Annotated in this window: 18 protein-coding genes and 1 tRNA gene; 11 read left to right on the forward strand and 8 right to left on the reverse strand. The window is 46.9% G+C overall.

What is annotated here, in order from left to right; translation table 11 throughout:
- Positions 1-27 precede the first annotated feature (27 nt).
- The 3 genes from RIF36_RS27845 to RIF36_RS27855 all read left to right on the forward strand — a co-directional run bounded on the left by RIF36_RS27845 (position 28) and on the right by RIF36_RS27855 (position 2,351).
- Positions 28-501, forward strand: a complete 474-nt coding sequence (locus RIF36_RS27845; protein WP_152001400.1) for a C40 family peptidase — start codon at positions 28-30, stop codon at positions 499-501.
- A gap of 96 nt (positions 502-597) precedes the next feature.
- Positions 598-671: transfer RNA gene (locus tag RIF36_RS27850), tRNA-Ala, on the forward strand.
- Positions 672-893: 222 nt separating this feature from the next.
- Positions 894-2,351 (forward strand): hypothetical protein, encoded by a 1,458-nt coding sequence (locus RIF36_RS27855; protein WP_350121948.1) that lies wholly within the window; start codon positions 894-896, stop codon positions 2,349-2,351.
- On the opposite strand, the gene RIF36_RS27860 is transcribed toward RIF36_RS27855, so the two are convergent.
- The 3 genes from RIF36_RS27860 to RIF36_RS27870 form a co-directional block, all read right to left on the reverse strand.
- The gene (locus RIF36_RS27860; protein ID WP_226940619.1) at positions 2,348-2,767 is read right to left on the reverse strand and encodes a response regulator; all 420 of its coding nucleotides are present in this window, start codon (positions 2,765-2,767) and stop codon (positions 2,348-2,350) included. The two genes, RIF36_RS27855 and RIF36_RS27860, sit on opposite strands and share 4 nt — an antisense overlap.
- Before the next feature lie 82 nt (positions 2,768-2,849).
- Positions 2,850-4,406 carry an L-piperidine-6-carboxylate dehydrogenase gene (gene amaB / locus RIF36_RS27865; RefSeq protein ID WP_350121946.1) on the reverse strand — a complete coding sequence of 519 codons (1,557 nt, stop codon included), beginning with the start codon at positions 4,404-4,406 and terminating at the stop codon, positions 2,850-2,852.
- 67 nt (positions 4,407-4,473) lie between these two features.
- Complete coding sequence (locus RIF36_RS27870) at positions 4,474-5,235, reverse strand: NRDE family protein (protein ID WP_350072521.1); 762 nt, start codon at positions 5,233-5,235, stop codon at positions 4,474-4,476.
- Positions 5,236-5,342: 107 nt separating this feature from the next.
- Here RIF36_RS27870 and RIF36_RS27875 point away from each other — a divergent pair, with 107 nt between their 5' ends.
- The 5 genes from RIF36_RS27875 (at position 5,343) to RIF36_RS27895 (ending at position 12,610) form a co-directional block, all read left to right on the forward strand.
- The gene (locus tag RIF36_RS27875) at positions 5,343-9,113 is read left to right on the forward strand and encodes a hydantoinase B/oxoprolinase family protein (protein ID WP_350121944.1); all 3,771 of its coding nucleotides are present in this window, start codon (positions 5,343-5,345) and stop codon (positions 9,111-9,113) included.
- Between the two features lie 83 nt (positions 9,114-9,196).
- On the forward strand, positions 9,197-9,907 hold the full coding sequence (locus RIF36_RS27880) for a TapB family protein (RefSeq protein WP_350072517.1): 711 nt from the start codon (positions 9,197-9,199) through the stop codon (positions 9,905-9,907).
- A gap of 701 nt (positions 9,908-10,608) precedes the next feature.
- Entirely contained in the window at positions 10,609-10,857 is a 249-nt protein-coding gene (locus tag RIF36_RS27885; protein WP_350072515.1) for a hypothetical protein, read from the forward strand.
- A 1-nt stretch (position 10,858) separates the two neighbouring features.
- Positions 10,859-11,158 (forward strand): type II toxin-antitoxin system RelE/ParE family toxin, encoded by a 300-nt coding sequence (locus RIF36_RS27890; RefSeq protein WP_350072513.1) that lies wholly within the window; start codon positions 10,859-10,861, stop codon positions 11,156-11,158.
- Between the two features lie 174 nt (positions 11,159-11,332).
- A complete protein-coding gene (locus tag RIF36_RS27895; protein ID WP_350072511.1) occupies positions 11,333-12,610 on the forward strand; it encodes an NRAMP family divalent metal transporter in 1,278 nt (425 codons plus the stop codon).
- A gap of 126 nt (positions 12,611-12,736) precedes the next feature.
- Here the strand turns inward: RIF36_RS27895 and RIF36_RS27900 are convergent, their stop codons facing one another.
- Positions 12,737-14,020, reverse strand: a complete 1,284-nt coding sequence (locus RIF36_RS27900) for a metal-dependent hydrolase family protein (protein ID WP_350072509.1) — start codon at positions 14,018-14,020, stop codon at positions 12,737-12,739.
- 97 nt (positions 14,021-14,117) lie between these two features.
- On the opposite strand from RIF36_RS27900, the gene yjjX reads away from it, so the two are divergent.
- Positions 14,118-14,651 (forward strand): inosine/xanthosine triphosphatase, encoded by a 534-nt coding sequence (gene yjjX, locus RIF36_RS27905; protein WP_350121943.1) that lies wholly within the window; start codon positions 14,118-14,120, stop codon positions 14,649-14,651.
- Here yjjX and RIF36_RS27910 read toward each other — a convergent pair.
- From RIF36_RS27910 to RIF36_RS27920, 3 genes are all read right to left on the reverse strand, one after another.
- Positions 14,648-15,115, reverse strand: a complete 468-nt coding sequence (locus RIF36_RS27910; RefSeq protein WP_350072505.1) for a hypothetical protein — start codon at positions 15,113-15,115, stop codon at positions 14,648-14,650. The genes yjjX and RIF36_RS27910 overlap by 4 nt on opposite strands.
- An 18-nt stretch (positions 15,116-15,133) precedes the next feature.
- A complete protein-coding gene (locus tag RIF36_RS27915; RefSeq protein WP_350121941.1) occupies positions 15,134-15,928 on the reverse strand; it encodes a S1/P1 nuclease in 795 nt (264 codons plus the stop codon).
- A gap of 263 nt (positions 15,929-16,191) precedes the next feature.
- Positions 16,192-16,824: a cytochrome c oxidase subunit 3 gene (locus RIF36_RS27920; RefSeq protein WP_350121939.1), complete on the reverse strand. Its 633-nt coding sequence runs from the start codon at positions 16,822-16,824 to the stop codon at positions 16,192-16,194.
- A 151-nt stretch (positions 16,825-16,975) separates the two neighbouring features.
- On the opposite strand from RIF36_RS27920, the gene mfd reads away from it, so the two are divergent.
- Together mfd and gldJ are read left to right on the forward strand one after the other, a co-directional pair.
- On the forward strand, positions 16,976-20,350 hold the full coding sequence (mfd, locus tag RIF36_RS27925; protein ID WP_350072499.1) for a transcription-repair coupling factor: 3,375 nt from the start codon (positions 16,976-16,978) through the stop codon (positions 20,348-20,350).
- Between the two features lie 150 nt (positions 20,351-20,500).
- The gene (gene gldJ / locus RIF36_RS27930) at positions 20,501-21,703 is read left to right on the forward strand and encodes a gliding motility lipoprotein GldJ (protein ID WP_152001412.1); all 1,203 of its coding nucleotides are present in this window, start codon (positions 20,501-20,503) and stop codon (positions 21,701-21,703) included.
- 50 nt (positions 21,704-21,753) lie between these two features.
- Here the strand turns inward: gldJ and RIF36_RS27935 are convergent, their stop codons facing one another.
- Positions 21,754-22,455 carry a ComF family protein gene (locus RIF36_RS27935; protein WP_350072497.1) on the reverse strand — a complete coding sequence of 234 codons (702 nt, stop codon included), beginning with the start codon at positions 22,453-22,455 and terminating at the stop codon, positions 21,754-21,756.
- Between the last annotated feature and the right edge of the window lie 3 nt (positions 22,456-22,458).

A 22,458-nucleotide genomic window follows, 5' to 3' on the forward strand; every position in this document is an offset into this window, starting at 1 on the left:
ACGGTTCTGAAAATTCGTCAGATAAATATGTCCAAGTTAAGACCCTCTTTTGTTCTTTTCATTTTTTCCATTCTTATTCTCTCCGGCTGTGCCGGCTCCAAAAAATCCAGGGCAAAAAAGGTCGACGTTATTATTCAATCTGCCAGATCATACACAGGCACTCCCTACAAATACGGTGGCACCACCCGGAGTGGTATCGACTGCTCAGGACTAATTCTCCGTTCGTTCGAGTCGGCAAGCATCCAGGTGCCCAGAACATCCAATGCGCAAAGTAAAATGGGCAGAAAAGTTTCCCTGAATGACCTTGAAGAAGGGGATCTCATTTTCTTTGCCATGGGCAAAAGGAAAAGAAAAATCACTCACGTTGGTATGGTAACCGACGTTAGAGGCAAAACCGACATCCGCTTTATTCACGCCTCAACAAAACTTGGCGTGATGGAAACGAACCTAAAATCCGACTATTATTGGAAAAGGATAGTGCAAGCCCGCCGACCTTTTTGAGAATACAATTTCTTTCCTATTTTTGCAGTCCCCAATTCAAGACTTCAATGTGAGCCTGCTCGTTGCGGTTCAACGTTGCTTCTTTGGTGTTTTAATGGGGCATTAGCTCAGCTGGCTAGAGCGCTTGCATGGCATGCAAGAGGTCATCGGTTCGACTCCGATATGCTCCACTTCAATATTTAACTCAAAAGGAAGGCGCAAGTCTTCCTTTTTTTGTCCATCTTCCTGTCTAATTGTATTCACAATTATCCCAGCTATTACTTCTGTTCCGTTTTTTAGAACGAGAATTCGCTTCATTTAATAGTTTTTAACGGCTCTACCGCTAATAAAATTGAAGCTTATAGCTAAACAATTGAAAAATGGGTATTTTAATTTCCAGAAACACATAAGAGATGGCAAAGCTCAAGAACATTATTAAACAACTCTCCGATAAAGACTATCAGGCCATTTATAACAGCTTGAACGAAAGCGCTGCTGAAAAATCAGCGTCGTTGCTCAAGGGCATAAGAGAGCGAAGCCTTGGCGACAACAAGATCATGGAGGAGCTGGGAGTCAACCCCAATGCGTACTATACGCTGCGCTCACGGCTAAACCAGAAAATTGAAGAGTATCTGGTGGAGCAAATGGAAAACCCCCGTACTGATATTCTTAAAAAGGTAGCCAACGTGAACGACGTCGTGTTCACCAAGAAACGAGCCATTGCCCTTGCCACGCTAAAAAAATTGGAGAAAGAGCTGATAGACTACGATTTGTCGTCAGAGCTAACAGTAGTTTACAAATACCTCAAGCGCTTACACATGCACTCGCCAGAGCAGTTTAGCTACTCCCAGCTCTATAACAAACATGTAGCCTTTATGCTTGCCACCGACAAGGCTGAAGATATTTTGGCAGACTATTTTAAAAATTATGGCGACTATTACCTCACAGGAGATGAAACTTCAAAGCTCGGGTTGAGTTACTTGCTCAGGGAGCTTACCAATGTGAGTGCACTTCATGATTCGCACAGGCTATATGTGTACAAGTCGGCGGTAAATATCTTTCACAGACTTTTTGTGGACGACAAAGAAAGTGAACTTAATCAGGATGAGGAGGCGATTGAGGACATTCTCAAAAAAGTGGAGAGCTACTTTTCAGTGTATACGCTCGATTCTATCTACCACCATTTATCTCTTTTGTTCGACTACCTAAAATTGGAGTACTATACACATTACCAGCTTTATAAAAAATCAGAAGAGTTCTTTGATGAAGTGAACGATGCAGTAGCTACTCTTTTGATGAACTATCCCACTTTCACTTTTTCTTCCCAATTGCTCATCACAAAGCTGAGAAGAAGTATCCGTTTGAAAGTAGAGGAAACGTTAGAAGAGGAGAACCAGCTTCAGTTTTCAGAATACGAACCAAATCCTCTCAATGTACCTGCTTATATTACCTATGTCACTTACAGGGCCCTGAGTTGCTACTATGCTGGCAACTATGACGAGGCTGCTAAGTGGATCAACAATTTCCTTAACGAGGTAAGCCTTAAAAAATACCCGCTTGCCCAGCTTGAAATCAAATCGGTGCTAGCCCTGCAGTACTGTATGATGGGCGACTATGATTTATTCAGTCAACTAATGAATAGCGTTCAAAGACAGGTGAGGCTTATGGGCAAAGAAAACATTGACCACGTCGTAGTCTTCAACAAGATTCTGAAGGTAGCTACCAGCGAAGCAAAAAAACAGAAGGCAGATAAAATTTCGGTGTTGGCAAGGAAATTCAATTCATCCAATATTTCAGTTTATGCGCCAACCACGCTCATTCGAATGGATGAAAAATTCATAAACGACCTCAGTTCTGTGTCGGTGGTTTAAAACTTTATCTTCTCGAGCGTGTCCTGGGTTAGGGGCTTGTTGATGTATTTTTTAACGTAGTTGTACTTCTTCGATTTGTTGACGTCCTGAGGGTTAATTGAAGAAGTAAGCATAACGATATTGCAAATATCCTTCGTCTCCACTCTGAATTTTTCAAACTCATCCAAAAATTGGAACCCATCCATCAGCGGCATATCGATGTCGAGAAAAATGATTTGAGGAAGAATGGAATGTCCTGCCGCACCAAGCTTTTCTATATTTCTTAAAAACTCAATGGCGCTCTTGGCACCGGTGTGCACATAAATATTTTCAGATAATGTCGATGCTTCAATCATCTTTTGATTGATCAAATTATCGATCTCATTGTCGTCAATAAGCATCACTGCTTTGAACCTTGGTGCTACAGTCACTGCCATATTAAGTTATTAGTTGGTGTCACAGCCTCGGGTAAAAGGGCTAAGACACCAAATGTTACTAATTTTTTGCTAAAATACACTGCTAAAGATCAAATTTTATCCCCTGAGCCAAAGGTAATTTTGCGCTGTAGTTGATTGTGTTGGTCTGGCGGCGCATATAGGCTTTCCATGCATCGGAACCCGACTCCCTTCCTCCACCTGTTTCTTTTTCCCCTCCAAACGCTCCCCCAATTTCAGCACCAGAGGTGCCAATGTTGACATTTGCGATACCGCAATCACTCCCTGCCTGCGACAAAAACTGTTCTGCCTCCAGCAGATTATCTGTGAGAATGGCTGAAGAAAGGCCCTGAGGCACACCGTTTTGAAGAGTGATGGCATCAGCTACACCACCTGAGTATTTAATCAAATACAAGATTGGAGCAAAGGTTTCGTGCTGAACAATTTTGAAAGTGTTCTTTACTTCAAAAATGGCTGGCTTAACATAGCAACCCGACTCGTAGCCAGCGCCTAAAAGCACGCCACCTTCAACGATGGTTTTGCCTCCTTCTTTTTCTACTTCCTTAATGGCGTTGAGGTAATTTTCAACCGCCAGTTTATCTATAAGCGGGCCGACATGGTTTTTCTCACTCAGCGGATTCCCTATTTTCAGTTGAGAGTACGCTTTAGTCAACCGAGCCTTCATTTCATCAAAAATGCTGTCGTGCACAATAAGCCTTCTGGTAGTGGTGCATCTTTGCCCTGCGGTGCCCACAGCACCAAACACGGCTGCGATAATTGCCACGTCCAAATTAGCATGCTGCGAAACAATGATGGCATTATTACCGCCCAGCTCCAGCAGAGACCTGCCCAGCCTTTTGCCTACAGCTTCACTGACTTTCTTGCCCATGCGGGTAGAGCCGGTGGCAGAAACCAATGGCACTCTTGTGTCGTTGGAGAGAAGCTCACCAATTTTATAGTCGCCAATAACGAGGCCGCTGATACCCTCTGGTAAATTATTTCTTTCGAACACTTTCGCAGCTATCTTCTGACAGGCAACGGCTGTTATTGGTGTTTTCTCTGAGGGTTTCCAAACACAAACATCGCCACATACCCAGGCCAACATAGTGTTCCAGCTCCAAACGGCAACAGGAAAGTTAAAAGCAGAAATGATACCCACAATGCCCATTGGATGCCACTGCTCATACATGCGGTGGCCAGGTCTTTCGGAATGCATACTCAAGCCATACAACTGACGAGAAAGGCCCACAGCAAAATCGCAGATGTCGATCATTTCCTGCACTTCGCCATAACCTTCCTGTAGCGACTTGCCCATTTCATAGGAAACAAGCTTACCCAGATGCTCCTTATTTTCTCTCAGCTCGTCACCGATTTGCCTTACAACTTCTCCACGCTGAGGTGCTGGCACAAGTCTCCAACTTTTGAAAGCCTCCTCAGCCTTTTTTATCACCTGCTCATAGGTGACAGCAGTCGCAGACTCTACAGAGGCAATCAATTCTCCATCGGCCGGAGAAAAGCTTTCTATCACCTCTCCACCGGAGGCAATCCAGCTTTTGCCGGTTGAGGATCCGGCATTTTTATTTTCAATCCCAAGCTTTTCAATAGCTTCGACTATTCCGTAAGTATCTTCAAGTGTGACCATTTTACAATTATTAGGGGGTTAATGGAACCGCAAAATTGCTAACATTTAGGGCGTTTTCAAAATAATACTAGTTAGGAAACTGAACGGTAATGATGCCCGACTTTCTATTGCCTTTGGGATAAGTCTTTTCCGTGTATTCCACACGACCATTGTTATCAACCGTAATAACTGTAGTGCAGCAGGTACCATAACTTTCAGTCTGAATGCACATAGCCGACAGCTGTTTTTCCCAGTCAGCTGAAACCCCGGTAGCGGGTAACTGCTCATCCGGCGCCAGCTCCCCATCGCCCATCCATTCGATCATTTCGGTAGCGCTGGGATGATCCTTTTTCAAAGTGGCTTCAAAGTAGCGCTTTGCCTTTTGCACTTTTGGCCAAGGTGTATCGAGAAAAGCGTTGGAAAGCCCATATATACCAGGCTTTACCAGTATTAGCTCCTTCTGAATATTATTGAAATAGTATAGCTCATTATTTTCAAGAGTCAGCAAGTTGAATCCATTGAAAAGATCAAGATGCCCTTTCACACCCTCATAAAACGACGGCGAGGATTGGCTGCCAGCAAGAAAGTCCTTCGTGAGATTCCCTCTCGATGGAGCCGAGGCTTTGATATTTTCCAGGTCACGGTGGTTGGTGATGGCTGTCAGTCGCCCCGATCGATGCATGCCCATCCACGTACCTCCTTCTTTCAAGTCACGGCCTCCGAGTATAGCGGGATTGTCGTTCCAATACCCAAGAGGAGCAGTGGGCCGCTCGTAAAATTCGTCCCTGTTGGCCACCAAAATCAGCTGATAGTTGGGGTGGTGCTTCCAGGCAAAGGTGATCAGGCACATATTATTGTTATTGCTTTCAAAGTCACAATACTAAAACAACTCCTCCAATCAATGATGAATTTGAGAAATAGGTTCCGTTACTTAGTTTGCGTCGCAAGAAAACAGCCATGAACAAGAAGTGGAAGATTTGGGTGGATACCGGCGGCACCTTTACCGACTGCCTGGCAGAAACACCCGAAGGCGAGATAAAAAGAGTGAAAGTGCTCAGCAGCAGCAAGCTGAGGGGAAAGGCCATTGAGCAGGTGGCTGAAAACGCTTTTCAAGTAGATACTTCGTTCGCTGTCAATAAACGTATTCTAAACGATTATAAAATAAAGTTTCTCGGCCAAGACTTACCCGATAACTCCATTGCCAGTTTTGATCCCAACAACTTCAAATTCACCCTAACAAGTCCCATTCCTAACAAGCTCTTATTTCCCTGTGATTTCGAACTGGATGGCGGCGAAGAAGCCCCCGTGCTGGCAGCCAGGTTAATTACCGAAACGGCTTTAGACAACGCACTTCCTCCCATGGACATGCGGCTGGGCACTACCCGGGGAACAAACGCTCTGCTGGAAAGAAAGGGAGCAAACACTGCCTGGCTGGTAACAAAAGGCCTCAAAGACCTGATTCGTATCGGCACACAACAGCGGCCCGATATCTTTGCCTTGAAAATCGAAAAACCTGAGCCGCTTTACTCGAATGTTTTTGAGATAAATGAAAGAATAGATGCCGAAGGAAACGTGTTGATCACTTTAAATTCTGGTGAGGTCGAACAGGCTATTGAAAAAATAAAAGAAAAGGGCATTCTGTCGGTCGCCATCTCTTTGCTCAATTCGTTCAAGAACCCAGCTCATGAATTAGAAGTGCTCGATTTGTGTGAAAAAGCCGGATTAACGTATGTATCCGTTTCGTCGCAGCTTTTCCCTGCCATCAAGTTGCTCCCCAGGGCCGAAACAGCAGTGGCCGACGCTTACCTGAACCCCATTCTCTCCTCTTACCTAACGGGTGTTTCCAATAAGCTCTCCAGCGGCAGTTCACTGAAAGTGATGAGCAGTGCGGGTGGCCTCATCAGCGCCAACGATTTTCATGCAAAAGACAGCTTGCTCAGTGGCCCGGCTGGAGGAGTGGTGGGTGCTGCCGAAATTGCAAAAGTATGTGGTGAGAAAAACATCCTGACCCTCGACATGGGCGGCACCAGCACCGACGTGAGCCGGTATGCTGGTAAACCCGACTACTGCTTCGAATGTGAAGTGGGCCAGGCAAAAATCGCCTCTCCTTCGGTGGCTGTGGAAACCGTGGCAGCAGGTGGCGGTTCCATCTGCTCGTTTGATGGCCATAAGCTAGCCGTGGGCCCCGAAAGTGCCGGTGCCCAACCTGGGCCGGCCTGCTACGGTGCCGTCGGACCCCTTACCGTAACAGACGTCAATCTACTGCTAGGTAGGGTGGATGAGGAAAAGTTTGGCATTCCTGTACAAAAAGGGGAGTCGGCGAAAAGGCTGGAAGAGCAGCTCAACGAAATAAACAACCAAACCGGGGAGCGACTGGAAGGCAACAGCCTGCTCGAAGGCTACCTGCAAATTGCCAACGAGCGGATGGCAGAGGCCATTAGAAACATCTCCACAAGAAAAGGATACGACCCAGCCGAGCATGCGCTTCTGGCCTTTGGTGGGGCTGGTGGACAGCATGCCTGTGCCATTGCTGAATTGCTGGGGATGAAAAAAATCATTGTGCCTTTCGATGCCGGACTGCTGAGTGCCTACGGCATTGGCAAGGCCGTTGAGGAGCGAATGGCCACTCAACAAGTATTGAAACCGCTCGATGATTTGAAGAATGATTTCGAAATAATCGTCGCCACGGCAGCCGACGATGCCAGTTCGATGCTCAGAAAGGAGGGAATCCTAGAGACAGAGACCACATTTGTGGCCGCCTATCTGCGCTTTTCAGGGCAAGATGCTGTGATAGAAGTTGAAGCTGAAAAATATAGTGGCCTGCATGCTGCCTTCAAGAGCAAGTATGAAGAGCTGTTTGGTCATTGGGTAGAAAACCGGGCCATAGAGGTGGAGTCGATAAAGGTGAAAGTTTCTGCATTGAAAATAAGCAAAGACGCTGGGCTCCTGCCCGTCAAAGTACATGCTGCACAACCGCAACGAACCAAAGAAATAACGCACCAGGGTAAACAACTACCGGCCCAACTCTACGACTGGGAATCCTTGTCTCCGGGAGCAAAAATTGAAGGCCCCGCCCTCCTGGCTTCAAAAACCTCCACTACATGGATCGCCCCGGGCTGGCAAGCCAACGTAGGGCACGAGCTCAATGCCATTTTAGATTTGACAGAAGCCTCCTCCTCTTCGGGCCTCAACGAGGTACATGAAACCGTAGCACTCGAGCTGTTTACCAATAGGTTTCGGGGCATTGCCGAAGAAATGGGTACACTGCTCATGCGTACGGCGTTTTCTGTGAACATCAAAGAACGCCTCGATTTTTCCTGCGCCCTTCTTGATCCAAAAGGGGATCTGGTGGTCAATGCACCCCACATCCCAGTGCATTTGGGCGGGCTGGGACTATGCGTGCGCAAGGTGCTGGAAGTGCTGCCTCTTGGCGCAGGCGATGTGGCAGTCACCAATCACCCCGGTTTCGGTGGCTCACACCTGCCCGACATTACGTTGATTGCACCTGCTTTTGAGGGAACGAAACTATTGGGCTATGTGGCCAATCGGGCCCATCATGCGGAGCTGGGAGGCAAAAGACCAGGCTCAATGCCGCCCGATGCAAAGAATTTGGCCGAAGAGGGAGTTGTCATCAACCCCATGCTATTGATCCAAAAGGGAGAAGCACGATGGTCAGATATAGAAAAGGTGCTTACAGCGCACAGCCACCCCACCAGGGCCGTGGCAGAGAATATGGCCGATTTGAATGCGGCACTGTCGTCAATTAAGGCTGGCCAAAGTGCCTTGCTTTCGCTCTGCCAGAAAGAAGGAGCCGAAAAAGTGCTGCATTATATGCAGCGGCTCAAAGACTATTCCAACGAAAAGCTCTGGGTGCAATTGCAAAAGCTTCCGGGCAACGAGTTTGAAGCTACAGAAAAACTGGACGATGGAAGCCCATTGAAAGTAAAACTACAGAGGACAAATGACAAGCTAACCGTTGACTTTACTGGTTCGTCAAGGGTGCATCCGGGCAATCTGAATGCGACGCCCGCCATTGTACGCAGTGCGGTGATTTATGTACTTCGCCTCCTTATCTCGGAAAACATTCCACTCAATGAGGGCATCATGAAGCAAGTGGAAATTATTCTCCCCGAAGGCTTACTCAACCCGCCTTTTCCAGCCGACTCTTCGCAGTGCCCAGCGGTGGTTGGAGGAAACACAGAAGTAAGCCAGCGCTTGGTAGACACCCTGATCAAAGCGTTGAAACTCTCCGCCTGTAGCCAGGGCACGATGAACAACCTCCTGTTTGGCAACAAAAGCTTCGGCTACTACGAAACCATCTGCGGCGGTACTGGTGCCGGGCCAGGCTTTCACGGCGCCGACGCCATTCACCATCACATGACCAATACCCGCATTACCGACCCCGAGATCATGGAATGGAGGTATCCGGTGCAGGTGGAAGAATTTTCTATCAGAAAAGGTTCGGGCGGGCCCGGCAAATGGAAGGGCGGCGACGGCATTGTGAGAAAACTTCGCTTTACCGAGGCCGTTGAGCTCACCCTCCTCACTCAGCACAGGGTAGAGGTGCCTTATGGCATGAAAGGAGGCAAACCTGGAGCAACAGGAAAGCAGTTTGTTGAAAAAAGCAATGGTTCAGTCGTTGACCTCAAGGGTGTTGACGAAATGGATTTGCAAGCAGGTGATGCCATTGTCATTGAAACGCCGGGCGGCGGCGGGTGGGGTTCCTAGGCAGTTACAGCTGCTTGAGTAGCATTGACAGTCTATCGCTTTTGTACTATTTTTATGGAAAATAATGCAAAACACTATTCCCCATGCAGCTACTCAAATCATTTTTCGCAGTTGGCCTTCTTATTTTTTCTCAACAGGCATTTAGCCAATGCAACCCCTATTTCAACTACAATGAGGGGGCGGTGATAGAAAGAACCTATTTCAATAAAAAAGGGAAAGAAGTTTCTCAAGACAAGACAGAGATTCTGTCCGTGACCGGCTCTGGCAACAACCAAACCATCAAGGCCCGGGTGACCATGTACGATAAAAAGAAAGAGCTGAGCAACAATGAAATCGAGATGATTTGCGAAGACGGTGTTTTCAAAATGGACATGAGAAATTTTATGCCGCAAGGGATGGAAGGCATGGAGGATGTTCAGATTGTTTTTGAGGGCGATCAGCTCACGATTCCATCTGATCTGAAGGCCGGCCAGTCGCTGAAAGATCTCACATTTGTGGTTAAAGTCATTTCAGATAATCCAGCCATGAAAGCCATGGCCACCAACACCACCGTGTCCATTAAGAACCGGAAAGTGGTGGGTAAAGAGAAAATAACCACAGCCGCCGGCACTTACGATTGCTTCAAAATGACCTACGACTCAGAGTCTACCATGTCGATCATGGGCATGAAAAGAACGATGAACTCTTCCAGTGTAGACTATCTGAGTGAAGGGGCAGGCATGGTAAAAAGCGAATCGTACGATGAAAAAGGTAATTTGAACAGCTACGTGGAGTTGAGTGCTTTCAAAAAGTAGGCAGCTCATCGACAGGGTTTATAAATAGATCTATCTCTCATATATTGGGATGATCTATTCACACGTCTCTTTTGAAAAAGAAACTCCATGCTGCAAGTTACGCTATCGCTTAACTTGCAGCTATTTTTCCTGAAGCTTTTAGCTTCCTATTTCCACGGCTTTGTAACGCTAATCTCGGGCAAGTAATCAGAAAGAGTTTTTGGATCAATCGGAAAATCTGGGGGGTAAAACTCAAAACGAACGTTATTCGATTCAGCAAATAGGTGGCAATAAAAAAGCAAAACTGGTTCAATGCGTCTCGCTTGGACCTTTTGCTTTTTATGCAAGCACAAAATACCCATGCCAAAAGTTAATTCCCCCAGAAATACAGAATGATCCGAGTTTTTTCCCTCGTGGAGCACCTCAGCCAGGTAGCGGGCGTAGCGGTCTCTTCGTTCCTTTTGTGTTTGTAAAATCACCAGGGAGCCTTCAGGGCAAAACTTCTTAGCCTTGGCACGGGCGCTTTTGGCTAAACGCAGCTGGTAGGGAACGTCAGCAGTCAGCTCTGGTGCTGGTGTAAGCTCCCCCTAAAATTGCGTCACCTGCAGGGTTTTACTGAATTTTAGGAAAGGCCCGAAAGTTGAATTTTATCAATATCGTCCGTTGTGGGAAATCAAACAAAGAATTAAATCGTTACCTTTAAAGACAGAAATTCGATACAAATGGACTTACAAGCAGAAAAGCTTCTTCTGATAGAACAGCTGGCCAGGTTACAAGATGCGGCCATCATCCGCAAGGTCAAAGATGTACTACAAAGTTCCTATCAGGAACAAGTCGTTGGCTACGATGACGATGAAAATATTATCACGCAAGCCGACCTGATATCGAGGGCCGAAGCTTCAAACAAAGCCATCAAAGATGGCAGAACAAAAAGTATTGATAAGGTGAGGGACAATGTGAAAGATTGGTAGGATGAAAGTAGAGTTTGCCGATCCAGCAGAGGAAAGCCTCCGAAAGATCTATTGCAGTTACCCGGAAAATATTGCCAACAGAATAGTAGAAAATATCCTTCTTAGGGCAGAAACCTTATCGAATCTAGCAAACAGAGGCCGAATAGTTGAAGAGCTTCGTCCGCTCAATCAGGGGCACAGGTTTATACTTGAAGGCAATTACAAGATCATTTACCTGCAAAAAGACGATGTAGTATATGTGACTGATGTCTTTAGCATGAGGCAGGATCCTGACAAGATCAAAATACGACATCAGGAATAACCCATCCAGAAATCCCCTCCGCTTCGTTCGGCTATAGCCTTCACCCTGCAGGTAAAGCCACCTTGGTTAGTCAATTGCCGCAAAAATCCACGCCAGTCCCCCGCATCTCATCAATAGCATTTATAAATAGACCTGTATGCCATATATTGGGGCTGATCTATCTATACCTCTCTTTTGAAAAAGAAGCTCCTTAACATTCTCTTCTGGTCTGTTATTTCGGCAGCCTTCATCGGCCCGGGAACAATTACCACGGCGTCGCTGGCGGGGGCATCCCACGGCGTGTCTCTTCTTTGGGCCTTGCTGTTTTCCACCTTGGCCTGTATGGTGCTACAGGAAGGGGCCGCCCGCATTACCATTGCCTCTGGGCTTACCATAGGGGAAGCTATCACACTGACTTTTGGCAATCAGCCATGGATGAAGTGGCTACTCGGCGGAGCCGTGATTTTTGGTTGTGCTGCCTACGAGGCGGGCAATATTGTCGGGGCTATTTCAGGGGCGGGGCTGTTGTTTCCTCTGCCTCCATGGGTTTTTACTTTGGCCATAACCGGTATTGCTGCCGTTCTTTTGTGGGGAGGCTCTGCAGGTTCGATAGCCAAGTCGGTGGGAGTCTTGGTAGCGGTAATGGGAGTGGCCTTTCTTTATACTTCCTTTTTCATTGACGAATCACCTGTGGCTATTGCCAGAGGTCTTTTGATTCCACAAATTCCCGCCGACGATATTTTGTTGGTTATTGGCCTGGTGGGCACTACTATTGTGCCCTACAACCTGTTTTTGGGCTCTGGCTTGGGCAAAGGTCAGCAACTAGGGGAAATGAGGTTAGGCCTCATTGTTGCGATTGGCCTGGGTGGCATTGTCTCCATGGCTGTGTTGCTCTCTGGCACTTTGTCGCCGCTTCCTTTTTCCTTCGAAGGAATGGCAACGGTGCTGGAAAAAGCAGTGGGCCTTCCCGGCAAATACCTGTTTGCCATAGGCTTATTTGCCGCCGGGTTCACCAGCACCATTACCGCTCCGCTAGCTTCAGCCATTACCGCACAAAGCATTTGGGGGAAGGGAGAAAAGAATTGGGAAGCCACAGGAACAAACTACAGGCTCGTGTGGGGCAGCATACTCATCGTTGGCCTGGTGTTTGGGTTGCTCGGTTTACGCCCCGTACCCATTATCCTGCTAGCACAGGCCATCAATGGCGTATTGCTTCCGGTGGCAGCTACGGGACTCCTGCTAGTGCTTAACAATAACAGACTCATGGTTCATCACACCAACGGTGCGTTTTCCAACTTAGCTGGCCTGCTCATCGTTGGTGTTACACTGTTCCTTGGCATACATCAGGTGGCCAGGGCAATTTTTATGGCTATTGACTATCAGAGCAGCTTCGATAGCCTTTACTTTGCATCGATTTCCCTGCTGGCGCTTTTGCCTCTTATTTGGCTGGGAATTCGTATTTTCAGACGATAGAATCGTTAAGCAAAGTTGTCGCTATGCGCTCAATGAAAATTCACAACTCTTCAAGGGAACCGGTCTAGGGAATAAGGGAGTACCCGCTATGGGTGATCTGTTCTAAAAGATATTGGAGCGCAACGCCTATTTTTCCACCATCACTTTCCCTCCCTGAACCACAAGCTTTACTTTTCTTAAGTCGCTGATGTTTTTAGCTGGGTCACCTTCTACGGCAACAAGATCCGCCACAAGGCCATTTTGAATTTTTCCAACCTTGTCGTCTATACCAAATACCTTGGCATTGAGCGACGTGGCCGACTGCAAACAAGCAATAGCACTCATGCCATATTCGTTCATTAGCTCAAGCTCATACACATTATTGCCATGCGAGAAAACACCCACATCACCACCAAAAAGGATGTCGATGCCTGAAGTAAGTGCCAAAGTCATTGAAGCCTTCTTCTTCTCGATTCTGTCGGTATCTGCATCCGTTCCTTTCTTCCAGCCACCATAGGAAGCAATGGCCTCAACAGCCCCCAAAGTTGGGCAAAGGGCCACGCCATGTTCCTTCATCAGTTTTACTATTTCTTCGTCAAGATCATCGCCGTGCTCTATCGTTTTTACACCCGCCAAAATCGCTCTTCTCATGCCTTCTTTGGTGGATGCATGTGCTACTACCTGTCTACCGCTGCTTTCAGCCACTTCTACTATCAGCTTCAACTCACCCAAAGTAAAAGTAGGGGCGGCTGAGCTGTTCAACCCCCACCTGTAGTCGGCGTACACTTTGATCAGGTCAGCGCCCTTGCCAATCTGGTCACGCACCACTTTTATCAAATCGTCATGGCCATCGGCGGTTTCTGCTCCTAGTGGTACATTTACTCCATCGTGAAAGCCTTTTGGCCCATAGCTGCCAGTGGCCACAATCGCCGGGCCAGCTACCAATAAAGTGGGGCCCTGAATAACGCCTTTTTCCAATGCCGTTCGCAGGCCAACATCGGCATAGCCAGCACCTTCGCTGCCCAAATCCCGCATGGTGGTGATGCCCGCCTCCAACGATTTTTGAAGGTGCACAGTACCTCTGGCCACTCGCTCCGCTATTGACTCTTTCAGCACCTGGTCGTTCCACGACACTTCGTTGTATGGATGCAGCAAAACATGGGAGTGTCCTTCTATCAACCCCGGAAGTAGGGTTTGGCCAGGCAGTGTTACCGTCTTTGCGCCTCTTCCCGGTTTTGTGCCACTCTCTGGCCCTACGTAGGCCACCTTGCCGTTTTCCACAAGCACTACCGTTCCGGCTGTCAGCATTTTTTCGCCGTCAAAAACCCGGTCTGGCTTGAGCAGCACGGCTTGAGCATGCGAAACGTCGGCGTTGAGACAAAGAGCTACCAACACACGAACAGCGAACTTGAAGTATTTTTGGAGCATCATCGGAGAATGGGCTTGGTGAGTTTTGCATCCAATATTGCAATCCCTTTGATAAAAAGGAAAGATTAGGAGCCGACATTAATTTAGTATAATTACCAGCATGGAGAAAACAGTGATTATCGGTAGCCGAAACCCGGTAAAAGTGCAGTGTGTGAAAAATGCTTTCGAAAAGTCATTCCCCGGAGACGTTTTTAGCTTCGAAGGAGTCGATGCATCTTCTAAAGTTGCCGACCAACCCATGACAGATGAGGAAACCTACCGGGGCGCATTTAACAGAGCTACGAATGCAAAGGCAAGTCACCCAAAAGGACATTTTTGGGTGGGCATAGAAGGCGGCATTTCAGATGCCGCCGGCCTGATGGAAGCTTTTGCCTGGATCGTCATTCTTTCACCTGACCATACATCGAGAGCACGAACAGCTACTTTTCCGCTGCCCGACAAAGTAGCGCAGCTCGTTCGGCAAGGGCTGGAGCTGGGCGTAGCCGACGACCAGGTTTTTGGGAGAAGTAATTCAAAACAAAAAGATGGAGCGGTGGGCCTGTTGACTCATGGGCAAATCGACAGAACGCAGTATTACGCTCATGCCATGACTTTGGCTTTGGTGCCGTTTATCAACGAGGAGTTTTTTCCCTAGTCTAAAGCTTCCTCACTCAATAATTTCATGATCAAAGCCACATTTTTTTGATTGCCTGCCTTATCCAGCAGTTTTTTCAGCTCTGGCTCTTTTTTCTCCACACCAGCCAACGCCACGATTTGCTTTACTTCTGCTTCAGAGTACACCTCGCCAAGCAGCTTGCGGAGGTCTTTTTGCTCGGGCAAGCCAAATAGCTCTATTTCATCGATAGCAGAAAGTACTACCTCTCTGCCCAGTTTCTTGCACGAGTCCAGTGGGTGATAGGTAGAGGGTGCATCCCGGAGCGCCCAGCTGCTGTAGTCAATTTTGAGGTCGTGGATTTGCTTTATTTTTGGATCCGTCGCCCCAAATGTTCTCGAGAACAAAGAAACGGCAGACGCCTTCCATGCTTCCAAATCGAACTCCTTCTCGTTGAGCTTGTCTTCCAATTTTTTGAAGACGGCCGTCAGCTTCTTTTTATCCATACATTAAGGTACAACCAATTACCCATAAATCTCATTCAGCAGCCCCGCTAATCGCACCCCCGCCTGCACCAGCCTCAATTTTACGGCATCAATATTATCAAAGTTGTATCTGTAAGAAAGCGACAAGTCCTCTGGCAAGTTATATACCTGCTTTCTCAGGCCCATCGATTCATAAGCCCAATCCGTCGTTACATTTTTTTGCCAAGCAGCTACTGTTGCCTTGTTTTCAATATCCACCCAGTCGGCAAATTCAGTATAACTCAGCTGCTGACCATCAATTATGTCGCTGTCCCACACCCTGTGCAAATTAGAGTTCTCCCAAAAGTATTTCAGTTTCACATCGTTGCCACCCCGGTCGTTTCCGTTACCCACATGTAGCGGCTGATGAATATCGCCCACCAGATGCGCCAGCATTTTAATGGCAAACGCCTCGTCCCCATCTGTAAATTGCTTGCTTTTCAATTCCTTTTTTAGTCTTTCAATGGTAGCTATCACATCTCCTTCCTGGGGGGTGCCGGTCTGTTCGTAAGTTTGGCTTTCGGGAATCGTACAGTAGTGCCAGGGATCCATGTGCTTGTAGGTTGGGTCGGATTTAATAAAATCCATATAGTTACTCACCATGGCCAAGCTTTCTCCACCAAGTATTTTTTCGATGTTGGCTTTTGCCTTTTTGGTAAGATGACGCTCCGCCACAAGTCCAACGACCCTGTGGCCTGTTTGGCCCCACAACAGCACATTCGATGTGGTGTTTACCGCCTGAGCTGAAAATGTTAGCATCAGGAGAAGAGTGAGAGGAAGAAATTTTCTTTTCATGGTATCGGTAGTTGAACTCCACAAAAATAGAAACAAGCACCTTTAGGATGTCAGGTACTGGAATAAATTACTGTTAAAAAAAGAAAGGGCATGCCCCAGAGGTACATGCCCAATCACCAACCTAACCTATCTATGAAACCACTATGGAATTGTGATTCAGTATTATTAACAAATATTTCTGCTTTTGGTTCTCCTGATAGCTGAACGAAGCGCAACAAATATTCTTGTAGGTTCATTTCAATATCTGTGCCAAAAGGGCTCTTCTAGAGAAAAAACAAGAAAAACAGGAAGAGGAACATCCAGAGACCGTCCATGAAATGCCAGTAGGTGACTAACAGGCCGAGCTGAAGCTTCCGAAATGGGTTGGTGAAATAAAGCAACGAGTGAACAGGGTTACTCAACTTTCGGATGAGCAGGACATAACAATAGGCCAGGTAGATAATGCCGGCACTCATGTGCAAAATATGAAGGCCCGAAAGGGCATATAAATAGACGATGGCTCCTCTCACCGCATTGCTGGCTTCCTGATTCATTAGCTCATTCCACCCAAAAAACTGCGAGAATGAAAAAGCAAAGGCAAGCACAAGAGTAAACAGCAGCGACTTCTTTAGCTGCTTTGTTTTCTCCTTCTCAAAATATTCTATCGCCCGACTGATAGTGAAGCTGGATCCAAACAAGATAAGTGTGCTGATGACAAATGCCTTCGGAAACTCAATTTTAGCTGTTTTGTCGACCAATGTACCGGACGCAGTATAGACCATTAACAGGAAAAAGAAGATCAGAATACTCCCAAAAATCCCTATCAGCAACAGCATTTTATAGGGGTGCATTTTTTCCAGCTCGTTGAGCGGGAATGAACTGGTCGGTGCCTTTGTTTTCTTATAGGAATTTGCCATGCTAGCTCCGTAATTTGTATTTAAACATTTTGTTTGAGCCTTGGTTCAACATTTTTCGATGAATAATCATAAAATGACCTTCGGTTATTCGTTATATAACGCTCCATCACCATAATATCCGTACTTTTGCCCACCAAAAAATGTTCTTAAGTTGAAAGTTTCCGACTTCCTGTCAATTTATAAGCAAGATAGTTTTGTAAAGACCCTGGCTGAAAGCTTCAAGCAAAAAGGTGGTGGGGCCTTTCAGGTGAAAGGGCTTGTTGGTAGTCTCGATGCCGTTGTGCCCGCTGCTGTGTTCTCGATGGACAGGCAATGCCATGTGTTTGTTATGCACGAAAAAGAGGAAGCTGCCTACTTTTTTAACGACATGCAAAACTTGTTTGGCGAAAGGGAAGTACTCTTTTTCCCCACTTCCTACAAGCGCCCTTACCAGTTTGACGAGACCGAAAATGCCAATATTCTTCTACGAGCTGACGTGCTGAACAAGCTCAACCACAGAAGTGGCAAGGGAGAAATAATAGTTACCTATCCGGAAGCGCTCACAGAAAAGGTGATCAACAAGAGGGCACTAACAGAAAATACATTTAATGCCAAAGTCGGCGACAAGGTAGATGTAGACTTCATCGCCGAACTGCTCATGACCTACGACTTTGAGCGAACCGACTTTGTGTATGAAGCCGGTCAATACGCAGTAAGAGGTGGTATTATCGATATATATTCTTACGCCGGGGAGCTGCCCTATCGCATGGAGCTTTTTGGGGACGAAATAGAAAGCATCAGAACTTTCGACCCAAACACGCAGCTATCGCAAGATTCGGTCAATTCCATCAGCATCATTCCCAATGTGCAAACCAGGCTTTTGCAGGAAAAAAGGCAGTCGTTCCTGGAGTTTGTGCCAAAAGAGACCCGTTTCTGGATAAAGGATCTGCAACTACTCTACGATCAGCTCGACAGTTACTTCACCAAGGCTTCTGCAAGCTTTGACGTGCTGATGAAGGAAAGCGGCAACACGAAAATTGTGCTGGAGCCCGCCGACCTGTTCGAAAATGCTGCGACCATCAAGTCTCACATTTTCTCCTTCCCGATGATCGAGTTTGGGAGCCGGTTTTATCTGGAAAATGCTACAACCTTCCAATATGAAGCGGAGCCCCAACCACCATTTCACAAGAACTTCGAAATGATGGTGGAGAACCTCAACCAGCGCCAGTTGCAGGGATATAACCTTTTTATCGCCGCCGAGTCGGAAAAACAAATCGAGCGCCTGGACACAATTTTTCAGGAACTGGATCCCACGATGCGGTTCGAAGGTTTTTTGGCGGGGCTTCGGGAAGGCTTTGTCGATAAACAGATAAAATTGCTTTGCTATACGGATCATCAGCTTTTTGATCGCTTTCACAAATACAAAACCAGGGAAAAGCATAGCAAGTCAAAGGCCCTTACAATCAAAGAACTAAAGTCGCTACAGCCCGGCGACTACGTGGTGCATATCGACTACGGCGTGGGCCGGTTCGCAGGCCTGGACACAGTGGATGTAGGTGGAAAAAAACAGGAAGCGCTTCGGATTGTGTATCGGGACAATGACCTGCTGTACGTAAGTGTGCATTCCCTGCATAAAATTTCCCGGTATGCCGGCAAAGAGGGGCAGCCCCCGCCGATCAACAAGCTCGGCACTCAGGATTGGGACATCAAGAAAAAGAAAGTAAAGAAGCGGGTAAAAGACATTGCCAAAGACCTGATCAGTCTTTATGCCAAGAGAAAGGCGACGCCCGGTTATGCTTTCCCACCCGACAATTTTCTTCAGGCCGAACTCGAGTCATCCTTCATTTATCAGGACACGCCCGACCAGGCGCTGGCTACTGCCGACGTGAAAAAAGACATGGAGCTGCCTCACCCGATGGACAGACTGGTGTGCGGCGATGTTGGTTTTGGCAAAACTGAGGTAGCCATTCGTGCAGCTTTTAAAACGGCGAGCAACGGAAAGCAGGTGGCGGTGCTTGTGCCCACCACCATTCTGGCCATGCAGCACTACCGCACGTTCAAAGAAAGGCTTGCCAATTTTCCGCTGGATATAGAATACATCAACCGGTTCCGTACCACAAAGGAGATAAAGGATATACTTCAGAGGGTCAAAGAAGGAAAAATTGACATTCTGATAGGTACGCACCGGATTGTGAACAAAGACGTAGAATTTAAAGACCTGGGACTGTTGGTCATTGACGAAGAGCAAAAGTTCGGGGTAAAAATCAAAGAAAAGCTCAAGGAATCGAAGGTCAACGTTGACAGCCTGACCTTGACGGCAACCCCAATACCGAGAACACTTCACTTCTCCATGATGGGGGCACGGGACTTAAGCATTATTGCCACACCACCACCCAACCGACAGCCCGTGACTACCGAGCTGCATGAGTTTAACGAAAGCGTGATCAGAGACGCCATTAGTTTCGAGTTGAGAAGAGGCGGTCAGGTGTTTTTCGTGCACAACAGGGTCAGTGATATTGATCAGATTGCCAGTATCGTTTTGAGGCTGGTGCCCGACGCACGAATAGGCATTGCTCATGGACAAATGGACGGGGCCAAGCTGGAAAAAGTAATGATGCGATTTATCGAGGGTGAGTTCGACGTGCTGGTGTCCACCAACATTATCGAAAGTGGCCTTGATATCCCCAATGCCAATACCATTATTATTAACCGGGCGCACATGTTCGGGCTTTCCGACCTACACCAAATGAGAGGACGGGTAGGACGGTCGAACAAGAAGGCATTTTGTCTACTCCTTTCAGGTGCTTCGTCAGGTTTGACAGCCGAAGCCCGTAAGCGACTGGTGACACTTGAAGAGTTTTCCGAATTGGGCGACGGCTTCAAAGTGGCCATGAGAGACCTGGATATCAGGGGTGCGGGCGATTTGCTGGGAGGCGAGCAAAGCGGCTTTATCTCTGACCTTGGCTTTGAGATGTATCACAAAATCCTCGACGAAACAATTCAGGAGCTAAAAATTGAGGACTACAGCGACCTGTTTGCGGAAGACCTCAAGAAGGCGGTTGAGGCAGTGGCCACCGATTGCGTGATAGAAACTGACCTCGAAATTCTCATCCCCGAGTCATACGTCAACAATATTTCAGAGCGGCTCAGCCTTTATTCTCACCTCGACAGCGTGGAGTCGGAGGAAGGGTTGGCCAAATTCAGCGCCGATGTTAAAGATCGTTTCGGCCCCATTCCCGAAGAAGTAGAAGAGCTTATAAAAACTGTACGACTTCGCTGGCTGGCCAAAAAAGCCGGAATTGAGAAGCTCATATTAAAAGCAGAAGTGCTGAAGTGCTACTTTGTTTCGGGCGAAAATGAAGCCTATTTCAAGTCAGCTACCTTTGGCAAAGTATTGGAGTATGTGCAAAAGAATCCTAAGATCAGCCGGATGAGGGAGCACAAAGGCCGACTCATTTTGAACCTCGAGCAGGTCAAGTCAGTAGACCTTGCAATCGGTTACCTGAAAAAAATGCTACAGGAAAATGAGGCGGCAGTAGCACAATAAAACGTCTGTTAGAGACATTATTTAGATAAATCCCTATATTGTCCTCTCTTTTTTTGAAAAAAACTTATTATAATTGAAATTTGTAGCTGATCGTTATTAAATATGCCCGATCTAGGCTACATTAGCTTTTTAAGTTCAAATAAACAGGTTATGAAAAATTTTGTTAACATCTTATGTACCTCTGCTTTGGCTGTTGGGTTCTCCGCTTTTCTAGGCGGTTGCGGTTCCAGCACACCAACAAGTAGTAGTCCAGGCAGCCTGAGCTCAGCGACAGGAATGGAGTACAACGAGGAGGGTGGTTTTCAGGTGAGCGACTATGCCGGTCAGCCTGAGGGTCCTAATCTAGTTTTTATAGAAGGAGGTCGTACCGTTCTTGGGTCTTTCGAGGAAGATTTGATGAACAGACACGACAATGTTGAGAGAGCCGTGACAGTTGCTTCGTTCTACATGGACGAAACTGAAATCGCCAACATTCACTGGTTGGAGTATCTCTACTACATTCGCCTTGACTCATCAAGAGAATTTTATGAGTCGTCGCTGCCTGACACAACTGTTTGGGCCAGAGACCTTGCTTACAATGATCCTTATGTAGATCACTACCTTCGTTACCCTGGTTTCAGGTACTACCCTGTTGTAGGTGTTAACTGGAAGCAAGCCAATGACTATTGCAACTGGAGAACCACAGTGGTTAACCTTAAGCTTGCGCAAGATGCCGGTCTTGAGGACGTAACTCTTGCAGAATCAGGAAGCGAAAGAATTCCTTTGGAAAGTGGTGTTGTGCTACCTAACTACCGTCTCCCAACCGAGGCTGAGTGGGAATATGCAGCTCAGGCACTTATTGGTGTTCAGTGGCTGGACGAAAACCAAACTCACCGCAGACTGTATCCATGGGATGGTCACTCATTGCGTAATCCTTATGGAAAGAAAATGGGTTACTTCCTGGCTAACTTCAAAAGAGGTCGTGGTGACTACGCTGGTATTGCCGGCAAGCTGAACGACGGCGCCATGATCACAACTTATATCTACGATTATCCACCGAACGAATTCGGTCTTTATAATATGTCAGGAAATGTTAACGAATGGGTATGGGACGTTTACCGCCCGCTTTCGTTCCAGGACTTTGACGACCTGAACCCTGTTCGTCGTGACGGTTACCTTGATGACGAAAAAGGTTATGACACTCAGAACTTCAACTCACTTGTTTCTGACAGAGTGAGAGTTTACAAAGGAGGTTCATGGGCTGACGTAGCTTACTGGATGTCGCCGGGAACCAGAAGATACTTGGAAGAAGATTCGTCAACTTCTACTATCGGTTTCCGTTGTGCGATGATTCGTGCCGGCACCAACTACTAAGACAAAACAAAATTATCGATATAAGAAAGCTCCGAAGTTCGGAGCTTTTTTTATTTGTGGGAAACTGCCAAAGCACAAATTCCTACCTCGTTAACCCCCGCACCGATCAGCACTGAGGCACAAGACGAAAGTGTCGAGCCGGTAGTAAGCACATCGTCAACAAGCAGTACCTTTTTCCCTTTTACACTCTCTGGGCTGGTAATCTCAAAAATGTTTTCCACATTCTGCCAGCGGTCTACTTTTTGCTTCTTGGTTTGAGTGCTGGTAAATTTTGACCGGACTAGTAGCTCAGCGTCGACTGGCTTTTGTGTGGAGACGGAAAGTCCTTCGGCAATTGCCATGCTTTGATTGTAGCCTCTGATCCTCAGCTTTCTTTTGTGCAGAGGCACCGGAACAATCACATCAAAAGCCGAAAAATCTGGCCTCTCTACTAGCTGGTTGCCATACCAGGCTCCGAGCATAACACCCAACTCTCGGTTTCCTTTGTATTTTAGTTGATGAAGAAGCTTCTGAGTAATGCCTGATTTCTTGAAGGTTAAAAAAGCGTCGACGAAGGTTATCTTTGGTTCGTACACAAACTTGTTTGTCAGAAGAGAGTCTCGGATAGCTTCATCTACAACAGGCAGCTGATAACGGCAAGCTGTGCACAAATGATCCTCTCCCCGAACCAATAACTCACCGCATGAGATACAGTTTTCAGGAAATATCAAAGAAACAAAATCATTCCAAAGTTCATTTGCGATATTTGCCATGGG

Source organism: Imperialibacter sp. (assembly GCF_040222815.1).
Lineage (GTDB): Bacteria > Bacteroidota > Bacteroidia > Cytophagales > Cyclobacteriaceae > Imperialibacter.

Coding starts and splice junctions, on each gene's coding strand:
- RIF36_RS27845 (WP_152001400.1), top strand. CDS start 28: ATGTCCAAGTTAAGACCCTCTTTTGTTCTTTTCATTTTTTCCATTCTT.
- RIF36_RS27855 (WP_350121948.1), top strand. CDS start 894: ATGGCAAAGCTCAAGAACATTATTAAACAACTCTCCGATAAAGACTAT.
- RIF36_RS27860 (WP_226940619.1), bottom strand. CDS start 2,767: ATGGCAGTGACTGTAGCACCAAGGTTCAAAGCAGTGATGCTTATTGAC.
- amaB (WP_350121946.1), bottom strand. CDS start 4,406: ATGGTCACACTTGAAGATACTTACGGAATAGTCGAAGCTATTGAAAAG.
- RIF36_RS27870 (WP_350072521.1), bottom strand. CDS start 5,235: ATGTGCCTGATCACCTTTGCCTGGAAGCACCACCCCAACTATCAGCTG.
- RIF36_RS27875 (WP_350121944.1), top strand. CDS start 5,343: ATGAACAAGAAGTGGAAGATTTGGGTGGATACCGGCGGCACCTTTACC.
- RIF36_RS27880 (WP_350072517.1), top strand. CDS start 9,197: ATGCAGCTACTCAAATCATTTTTCGCAGTTGGCCTTCTTATTTTTTCT.
- RIF36_RS27885 (WP_350072515.1), top strand. CDS start 10,609: ATGGACTTACAAGCAGAAAAGCTTCTTCTGATAGAACAGCTGGCCAGG.
- RIF36_RS27890 (WP_350072513.1), top strand. CDS start 10,859: ATGAAAGTAGAGTTTGCCGATCCAGCAGAGGAAAGCCTCCGAAAGATC.
- RIF36_RS27900 (WP_350072509.1), bottom strand. CDS start 14,020: ATGATGCTCCAAAAATACTTCAAGTTCGCTGTTCGTGTGTTGGTAGCT.
- yjjX (WP_350121943.1), top strand. CDS start 14,118: ATGGAGAAAACAGTGATTATCGGTAGCCGAAACCCGGTAAAAGTGCAG.
- RIF36_RS27910 (WP_350072505.1), bottom strand. CDS start 15,115: ATGGATAAAAAGAAGCTGACGGCCGTCTTCAAAAAATTGGAAGACAAG.
- RIF36_RS27915 (WP_350121941.1), bottom strand. CDS start 15,928: ATGAAAAGAAAATTTCTTCCTCTCACTCTTCTCCTGATGCTAACATTT.
- RIF36_RS27920 (WP_350121939.1), bottom strand. CDS start 16,824: ATGGCAAATTCCTATAAGAAAACAAAGGCACCGACCAGTTCATTCCCG.
- gldJ (WP_152001412.1), top strand. CDS start 20,501: ATGAAAAATTTTGTTAACATCTTATGTACCTCTGCTTTGGCTGTTGGG.
- RIF36_RS27935 (WP_350072497.1), bottom strand. CDS start 22,455: ATGGCAAATATCGCAAATGAACTTTGGAATGATTTTGTTTCTTTGATA.